Below are 7710 nucleotides of genomic sequence, written 5' to 3' on the forward strand. Positions count from 1 at the left end.
GTAGTGGACTGGTCCACTACCTCGGCACGGTTTGAACTACCTCGGCACGGTTTGAACTACCTCGGCACGGTTTGAACTACCTCGGCACGGTTTGAACTACCTCGTCAGAGCGCGAGGTCGAGGCGGCCGTCGGGGGAGGAGCTGGCCAGGGCGCCCTCGCGGCGCGGGATGCGGCCCGCCCCGGCGGCGAGGCGCCCGGACTCGACGGCGAGGCGCATGGCGTGCGCCATGCGGACCGGGTCGGCGGCGCGCGTGACGGCGGTGGCGAGCAGCACGCCGTCGCAGCCGAGCTCCATCGCGAGGGCGGCGTCGGACGCGGTGCCCACCCCGGCGTCGAGGATGACCGGCACGCGCGCGGCGGCGGCGATCGCCTCGATGTTGCGCGGGTTGAGCACGCCCAGGCCGGTGCCGATGGGGGCGCCGAGCGGCATGACGGCGGCGCACCCGACATCCTCGAGCCGCCGGGCGAGGATCGGGTCGTCGTTGGTGTAGGGCAGGACGACGAACCCGTCGCGCACCAGCCGGTCGGCCGCCTCGACGAGGCCGATCGGGTCGGGCAGCAGGGTGACGTCGTCCGCGATGACCTCGAGCTTGACCCAGTCGGTGCCGCAGGCCTCGCGCGCGAGCTGCGCCGTGAGCACGGCCTCGGCGACCGAGAAGCAGCCCGCCGTGTTGGGCAGGGCGCGGATGCCGAGGCGCTCCAGGAGGCCCCAGATGCCGCCGTCCTCCGCGCCCGTGCCGCCGGGGCGCACCGCGACGCGGCGCATCGCGACCGTCGTGAGCCCGGTGCCGGACGCGACCAGCGCGTCCTCGAGCGTCATGAGGTTCGACGCGCCGCCCGTGCCCATGACGAGGCGCGAGCCGATCTCGGTGCCCGCGACCACGAGCGGGTCGACGAGGGTGATGGTGCTGGTCGGGCTGGTCATGTCTTCTCCGTGCATCCTGGTCAGCCGCCCTGGACGGCGGTGACGATCTCGACCCGGTCGCCGGGCGCGATCCGGGTGCCGGCCCACAGTCCGCGGGGCACGACGGCGTCGTTGACGGCGACGGCGATGCCCTGGACGGAGCCGTCCGCCACGAACGCGGGGACGAGGGCCGCGACGACGGCCTCGACGCCGTCGCCGTGCGGTCCGTCGAGCGGATAGGCCTCGCCGTTGACGACGGCGGTGCGGACGGCAGGGGTGGCGGTCATCGGGCGGCTCCTTCGGGGAGTGGTCTGTCGGCGGGACGGCCGGCGGGCGCGAAGCGTCGTGGGTCGGCGGCGGACAGCGCCGCGTCGGGGGGAGGCGCTCCGGTCACCTCCGCCACGACCGCGTCGGCGGTGACCGGCGCGAGCAGCACCCCGTTGCGGCCGTGCCCGACGGCGGCGAGCAGGCCCGGGACGGCGCTGGCGCCGACCAGCGGCAGGTTGTCGGGGGTGGCCGGGCGGGCGCGCGGGGTGACGTCGACGAGCGCGGCCTCGTCGATCCCGGGCACGAGCGCGCGGGCGTCGCGCAGCAGCGCGAACACGCCGCCGGCCTCGGCGCGCCGGTCGTCGGGGCGCTCCTCGCTGGTGGCCCCCACGACGACCTCGCGGTGCCCCGGCCCGCTGCCCGGCCCCGCGCCGGAGCCCGGGGCCCTCGGGACGACGTACACCGGCCGGCCCTGCACGGTGCCGCGCACCACGTGCTCCAGCGCGAGCTCCGGGCCGGCGTCCAGGCGCAGCGTGACCCCCTTGACGGGGCGCACCGGGACGCGGACCTCGGGCACGGCGTCGAGCAGCGAGGGCGTGGCGCCGTGGCCGGTCGCGAGCACGACGGCGCCCGTGGCGTGCCGCGTGCCGGCGTCGTCGTGCACCGCCACGACCCGGCCCGCGGCGTCGCGCTCGAGGCGCACCGCGGCGCGACGGACCAGGGCGGGGCCGAGGGCCGCGCACAGCGCGGCGTGCGCGGCGCGCGGGTCGACGGCCAGGTCGCCGTCGACGACGGCCGCCCCGGCGAGCCGCGGCCCGAGGTACGGCTCGCGCCGGCGCGCGTCGGCCACGGAGACCTCCGCGGAGGCGAGCCCCCACCCCCGGTGCAGCGCCAGCACGCGGCGCAGCAGCGCGAGGTCGTCGGCGTCGTACGCGACGGCGAGCGAGCCGGCGCGCAGCAGCGGGACGTCGTGACCGGTCGCCGCGGTCAGGTCGGCGGCGAACGCGGGCCAGCGGGCGGCCGACGCGACGTTGAGGCGGGTGAGCTCCCGCTCGCCGAAGTCGGCCTCGCTCACGGCGGCGAGCATCCCCGCGGCCGCGCGGGTGGCGCCGTCGCCGGGCGACGGGTCGAGCACCGTGACGGACAGCCCCGCGTCCGCGGCCCGCCAGGCGACGGCGAGGCCGACGATCCCACCGCCCACCACGACGACGTCGCGGGCGGAGGCGCCCGCGGGAACGGATCCCGGAGCGGGTGCAGAGGTGGGCATGTGCGCTCCCTTCGCTGGCATGACCCAGATCAGGTTCGACGGTCGGCTCCTACGCCCTCTCAGCCCCGAGCGGGGCTCCCGTGCGCGGCCACTGTAACCCGGGCCGTGGTTACCCTGGCCGGCGTGACCACGACCACGCCCGCTGCCGACGCGGCCCGCGCTCGCCTCGCCGACGCCCGCCTCGCCGACGCCCGCCTGTACCTGTGCACCGACGCCCGCGAGGAGCGGGGCGACCTGGAGGACTTCCTGCACGCGGCGCTCGCGGGCGGCGTGGACGTCGTGCAGCTGCGGGACAAGTCGCTCGACGTCGCGCGCGAGCTCGAGCTGCAGGAGGTCGTGGCCCGCGTCGCCGCCGAGCACGACGCGCTCTGGGCGGTGAACGACCGGGCCGACGTCGCCAAGGTCGCCGGGGCGCCCGTGGTGCACATGGGCCAGCGCGACCTGCCCGTGCCCGCCGTGCGGTCCCTGCTCGGCGCGGCGCCCGTGCTGGGCCGGTCCACCCACTCGGCGGCCCAGGCCGCCGAGGCCGAGGCGGACCCGGACGTCGACTACTTCTGCGTCGGCCCCCTGTGGGCCACGCCCACCAAGCCCGGCCGCGCGGCCGTCGGCCTCGACCTGCTGCGCGAGGTCGCCGCGACCCGCCCCACGACGCCGTGGTTCGCCATCGGCGGCGTCGACGCCGAGCGCCTGGACGACGTGCTCGACGCCGGTGCCACCCGCATCGTCGTCGTGCGGGCGATCACGCAGGCTCCCGACCCCGAGCGCGCGGCGCGCGAGCTGCGGGAGCGGCTGGCCTGAGCGACGCCGGCGCACGTGCCGCGTCGAGGTGACCTACCCCACCGCGTGACCCGTGGGACGGGCCGGGGAGCGGGGTCGTCCGGCGGCTACGATGGCTCGGTGACGTCTCCCGCCACCGACACCCCCACCACCGCCGACCTGGCGCCCACGCCGCGTCCCGTGCTCGTCGTCGACTTCGGCGCCCAGTACGCGCAGCTCATCGCGCGCCGCGTGCGCGAGGCCAGCGTCTACTCCGAGATCGTGCCGCACACGTTCACCACGGAGCAGATGCTCGCCAAGGACCCGGCGGCCATTATCCTGTCGGGCGGCCCGTCGTCGGTGTACGCCACGGGCGCGCCGTTCGTCGACCCGGCCCTGTTCGAGGCCGGTGTGCCGGTGCTCGGCATCTGCTACGGCTTCCAGGCGATGGCGCAGGCGCTCGGCGGCACCGTCGCGCAGACGGGGCAGCGGGAGTACGGCGGCACCGAGGTCGAGGTGTGCGAGGCGGGCGTGCTGCTGGCCGGCACCCCCGACCACCAGACCACCTGGATGAGCCACGGCGACTCCGTGCACGCCGCGCCCGAGGGCTTCCAGGTGCTCGCGACGTCGTCCGGCTCGCCCGTCGCCGCGTTCGAGGACACCGGCCGCCGCCTGTACGGCGTGCAGTGGCACCCCGAGGTCAAGCACTCCGCCCACGGCCAGGCCGTGCTGGAGAAGTTCCTCTACGAGGGCGCCGGCCTGAAGCCCGACTGGACGCCCGGCAACGTCATCGCCGACCAGGTCGCCGCGATCCGCGCGCAGGTCGGCGACGCGCGCGTCATCTGCGCGCTGTCCGGCGGCGTGGACTCCGCCGTCGCCGCCGCGCTCGTGCAGCGCGCCGTCGGCGACCAGCTCACCTGCGTCCACGTGGACCACGGCCTGCTGCGCGAGGGCGAGGTCGAGCAGATCGAGCGCGACTTCGTCGCCTCCACGGGTGTGAAGCTCATCATCCGCGACGAGAAGGAGCGGTTCCTGTCCGCCCTCGCCGGGGTGAGCGACCCGGAGACGAAGCGCAAGATCATCGGCCGCGAGTTCATCCGCGTGTTCGAGGACGCGCAGCGCGACATCGTCGCCGAGGCCGGCGAGCACGGCGAGGAGGTCAAGTTCCTCGTGCAGGGCACGCTCTACCCCGACGTCGTCGAGTCCGGCGGCGGCGAGGGCGCGGCCAACATCAAGAGCCACCACAACGTGGGCGGCCTCCCCGACGACCTGCAGTTCGAGCTCGTCGAGCCGCTGCGCACCCTGTTCAAGGACGAGGTCCGCGCCGTGGGCCGCGAGCTCGGCGTGCCGGAGGAGATCGTCTCCCGCCAGCCCTTCCCGGGCCCCGGCCTCGGCATCCGCATCGTCGGCGAGGTCACCGCCGAGCGCCTCGAGACGCTCCGCAAGGCCGACGCCATCGCGCGCGCCGAGCTCACCAAGGCCGGCCTGGACGACGAGATCTGGCAGTGCCCCGTCGTGCTGCTCGCCGACGTCCGCTCCGTCGGCGTGCAGGGCGACGGCCGCACCTACGGCCACCCGATCGTGCTGCGCCCGGTGTCCTCCGAGGACGCCATGACGGCCGACTGGACGCGCCTGCCCTACGACGTGCTCTCGATCATCTCCACGCGCATCACCAACGAGGTGAGCGAGGTCAATCGCGTGGTGCTCGACGTGACGAGCAAGCCCCCGGGCACGATCGAGTGGGAGTGAGTGTGGTCACGCCCCCGCCGACACGGGTGGGCGGCGGCTGAGGTGCCCGCCGCCCGTTCCCGTCGGTGGATGCGTCAGGAGATGCGGTAGGAGTTGGCGCGGTTGTCGAACGCCCCGAGGTCGCTGTCCCTGTCGATGAAGCGGGTGTGCGCCCCGGTCTTGTTGTAGCCGTTGTAGAGGCGTACGTCGCAGTGGTTGTACGTCTTCACCGAGCTGATGGCGTTCTCGTGACCGAGGTTGGCGCCGCCCTCGTTGTCGCCCGTGCCCGCCGTGCAGCCGACGCGGTACTTCGGGTTGAAGACGACGATCTGGTAGCCCTTGAAGTTCTTGTACTGATACAGGCGGGCCACCACGAGGCCGGTGCCCGGCTTCGCGTCCTGACAGCCGAAGGTGCCGTCCTTCACCGCGCAGTACCACGTCGTGGCGGCCGCAGCCTTCGAGATCTTGAGGTCCTCGACCATGACCGGCGTCTCGCTGGTCACCGCCTCGACCTGGACGGGTGCGGTGCCGTCGTCGGGCGCCGCGGTGGCGGCCGGGGCGGTCATGCCCAGGGCCGCGATCGCCGCGAGCCCCCCGACGACGGCGGCGAGCCGTGCGCGGCGGGTGCGGGTGCGTGTCGTGATGGTCATCGTCGCTCCTCACGTCAGCCGGCGATCCCCTCGTCGCCGGTCATGGTGTGACGAGGCACCCGTCTGGGGTACTGATACGCCGAGGCACCGATCGGTGCATGACCAGGGCCGACGCCGGCCCGTCGGTCAGCGGGTGAGCGCTGCGGCCCTGTGGTACGCGGCGTCGACGTCGGCGAGCACGCGCGGCCAGGACGTCGCGAGCTCCGCGGAGCGGTTGTGCGCGATGATCGCGTCGAGCAGCGCGGGGTCGTCGGCGAGGCGGACGAGGGCGTCGGCCATCGCGGCGTCGTCGTCCACGAGGAGGGCGTCGCGCCCGTCGACCAGGCGTTCCGCGACGCCCGACTGCGACCGGCTGACGACGGCGAGGCCGGCCGCCTGGGCCTCGAGGGCCGCGATGCCGAACGCGTCCTGCACGGCCGGGGCGACGAAGACGTCGGCGCGCATGTAGAGGCGCTTGAGCTCGGTCGGGGAGAGGCGGCCGACGAGCCGCACCGTGTCCGCCAGGCCGCGCTCCCGCACCCAGCGGCGGGCCTCGGCGAGCTGCGGCCCGTCGCCGCCGATCGTCGCGACCAGCCGCCCGGGGGCCTTCTCCGCTGCGGCGGCGATCGCCTCGAGCATCGGCAGCACCCGCTTGCGGGGCGCGAACCGGGTGGCCGACACGACGTGCACCTCGCGCCCCTCCGCCCGCTCGTCGCGCTCGACGCGCGGCAGCCGCCAGGCCTCCACGTCGATGCCGTTGCCCAGCACCGACACGCGTTCCGCCGCGGCGTCGGGGCCCAGCCGCCGCCCGACGACGCGCCGCAAGGGGTCCGCCGTCAGCCCGCTCACCGCCGACCACTGCACCGGCCATGCCGCCCACCGGGTCACGCGGTCGAGCGCGGCGAACGCGCGCTCCCAGCCGCCCCACACGCTGTGCACCGTGAGCAGCGCGGGCAGCCCGAGCCGGGTCACCGGGCGCAGCGCCAGCTCGACGGTGGGGGCGAGCACCCCCATGTGCAGGTGCACGGCGTCGGGGCGGCGCCCCTCGGCCTCGAGGGCCCGCAGCCGCGCCAGCACGTGCGCCGTCGAGCGCGGGTGGACGGGGTAGCCGCCCGGCACGCGGGCGGCGACACGGTGCACCACGACGCCCTCGCCGTCGGGCCGGGTGGTGACGCCGTGCTCGCCGGGCGCGCCCGGCGTCGTGGTGATCACCTGGACGTCGTGCCCGGCCTCCGCCTGCCGGTGCGCGAGCCGGGCCACCTGGGTCTCGATGCCACCGAGCAGCGGGAGGTAGGAGTCGGACACGTGGACGATGCGCACCGGGTCATCCTGCCATCGGGATGCAGCCGACCACCTGCGGCTTCGCCGAGCCGAACCCGCGCGGTGGCGCTACCGTGCGAAGAGCGGTACTCGGAGCACGCGCATCAGGCCCACCCAGGAGGTGCGACATGTCGAGCACGGTCACCGTCCATCCGGCCAAGGGCGTCCGTGGGATCGGCCTGGTCACCGTCATCGCGGGCATCGTCATGATCCTCGCCGGCCTGGGCGTGTGGGTCATCGTCTCCCAGACGCTCGCCGACGAGCAGATCACCGTCTCGGAGGACGCGAGCATGTTCGCCGGCCAGAAGGTGTCCGGCCCGTTCACCGCCTACGCACAGGCAGAGGTGATCAACAAGCACGCCCTCGAGGCCTCGGGCGGGCAGACCTACGCCGAGCTCGCCCAGGACGACCCGACGCGAGACACGGTCATGAACGCGTCGTTCCTGCGCGCGTCGCTGTTCACGTCGGTGGTGGCGTTCGGCGTCTGCGCCCTGGTCATCGGCCTGGGCGTCGTCCTCATCCTGCTGGGCAGCGCGCTGCGCAAGCTCGCGGGCGGCCCGCAGGTGGTGATCGACTCACCCTCGCTGACGTCCGAGGGCGGCCTGTCGCACGCCACGCCCCGCGCCGACCCCGTCGAGCCCGAGCGGCCGCGCCCCCCGACGACGCCCGCCCCACCGCCCGAGCGCCCGAGCACGCGCACCGCCCCCGAGGCGCCCGCCACCGGGACGTCGCCTCCGGAGGCGCCACCGGCTGCACCACCGGCACAGGGCAGCGGGTCGCCGACCGCCTGAGGACGACCGGCGCCGGCATGACGACGCGGCGGTGACCTTCGGGTCAC

The 7710-nt window shown here is 75.3% G+C and carries 8 protein-coding genes and 1 riboswitch; of the genes, 3 read left to right on the top strand and 5 right to left on the bottom strand.

Annotation, left to right across the window (positions count from 1 at the left end):
* Positions 1-104 precede the first annotated feature (104 nt).
* From ACFUVW_RS17875 to thiO, 3 genes are all read right to left on the bottom strand, one after another.
* A complete protein-coding gene (locus tag ACFUVW_RS17875) occupies positions 105-926 on the bottom strand; it encodes a thiazole synthase (RefSeq protein WP_430572654.1) in 822 nt (273 codons plus the stop codon).
* A 20-nt stretch (positions 927-946) separates the two neighbouring features.
* The gene (gene thiS, locus ACFUVW_RS17880) at positions 947-1192 is read right to left on the bottom strand and encodes a sulfur carrier protein ThiS (protein WP_430572655.1); all 246 of its coding nucleotides are present in this window, start codon (positions 1190-1192) and stop codon (positions 947-949) included.
* Complete coding sequence (gene thiO / locus ACFUVW_RS17885) at positions 1189-2439, bottom strand: glycine oxidase ThiO (RefSeq protein WP_430572656.1); 1251 nt, start codon at positions 2437-2439, stop codon at positions 1189-1191. Before thiO ends, thiS begins: the two co-directional genes overlap by 4 nt.
* Positions 2429-2531: riboswitch (TPP riboswitch) on the bottom strand. It overlaps the preceding gene by 11 nt.
* 31 nt (positions 2532-2562) lie before the next feature.
* On the opposite strand from thiO, the gene thiE reads away from it, so the two are divergent.
* Complete coding sequence (thiE, locus tag ACFUVW_RS17890) at positions 2563-3237, top strand: thiamine phosphate synthase (RefSeq protein WP_430572657.1); 675 nt, start codon at positions 2563-2565, stop codon at positions 3235-3237.
* A gap of 99 nt (positions 3238-3336) precedes the next feature.
* Positions 3337-4944: a glutamine-hydrolyzing GMP synthase gene (guaA, locus tag ACFUVW_RS17895; RefSeq protein ID WP_430572658.1), complete on the top strand. Its 1608-nt coding sequence runs from the start codon at positions 3337-3339 to the stop codon at positions 4942-4944.
* Positions 4945-5018: 74 nt separating this feature from the next.
* Here guaA and ACFUVW_RS17900 read toward each other — a convergent pair whose 3' ends face one another.
* Both ACFUVW_RS17900 and ACFUVW_RS17905 read right to left on the bottom strand, forming a co-directional pair.
* A complete protein-coding gene (locus ACFUVW_RS17900) occupies positions 5019-5573 on the bottom strand; it encodes a hypothetical protein (RefSeq protein WP_430572659.1) in 555 nt (184 codons plus the stop codon).
* 126 nt (positions 5574-5699) lie between these two features.
* Positions 5700-6872, bottom strand: coding sequence for a glycosyltransferase family 4 protein (locus ACFUVW_RS17905; RefSeq protein WP_430572660.1), 1173 nt, complete (start codon positions 6870-6872; stop codon positions 5700-5702).
* Between the two features lie 128 nt (positions 6873-7000).
* Between ACFUVW_RS17905 and ACFUVW_RS17910 the strand changes: the two genes are divergently transcribed.
* Positions 7001-7663 (top strand): hypothetical protein, encoded by a 663-nt coding sequence (locus ACFUVW_RS17910; protein WP_430572661.1) that lies wholly within the window; start codon positions 7001-7003, stop codon positions 7661-7663.
* Positions 7664-7710: the final 47 nt, after the last annotated feature.

Origin of the sequence: Isoptericola sp. NPDC057391 (assembly GCF_042668085.1) — a bacterium.
Classification (GTDB): Bacteria; Actinomycetota; Actinomycetes; order Actinomycetales; family Cellulomonadaceae; genus Isoptericola.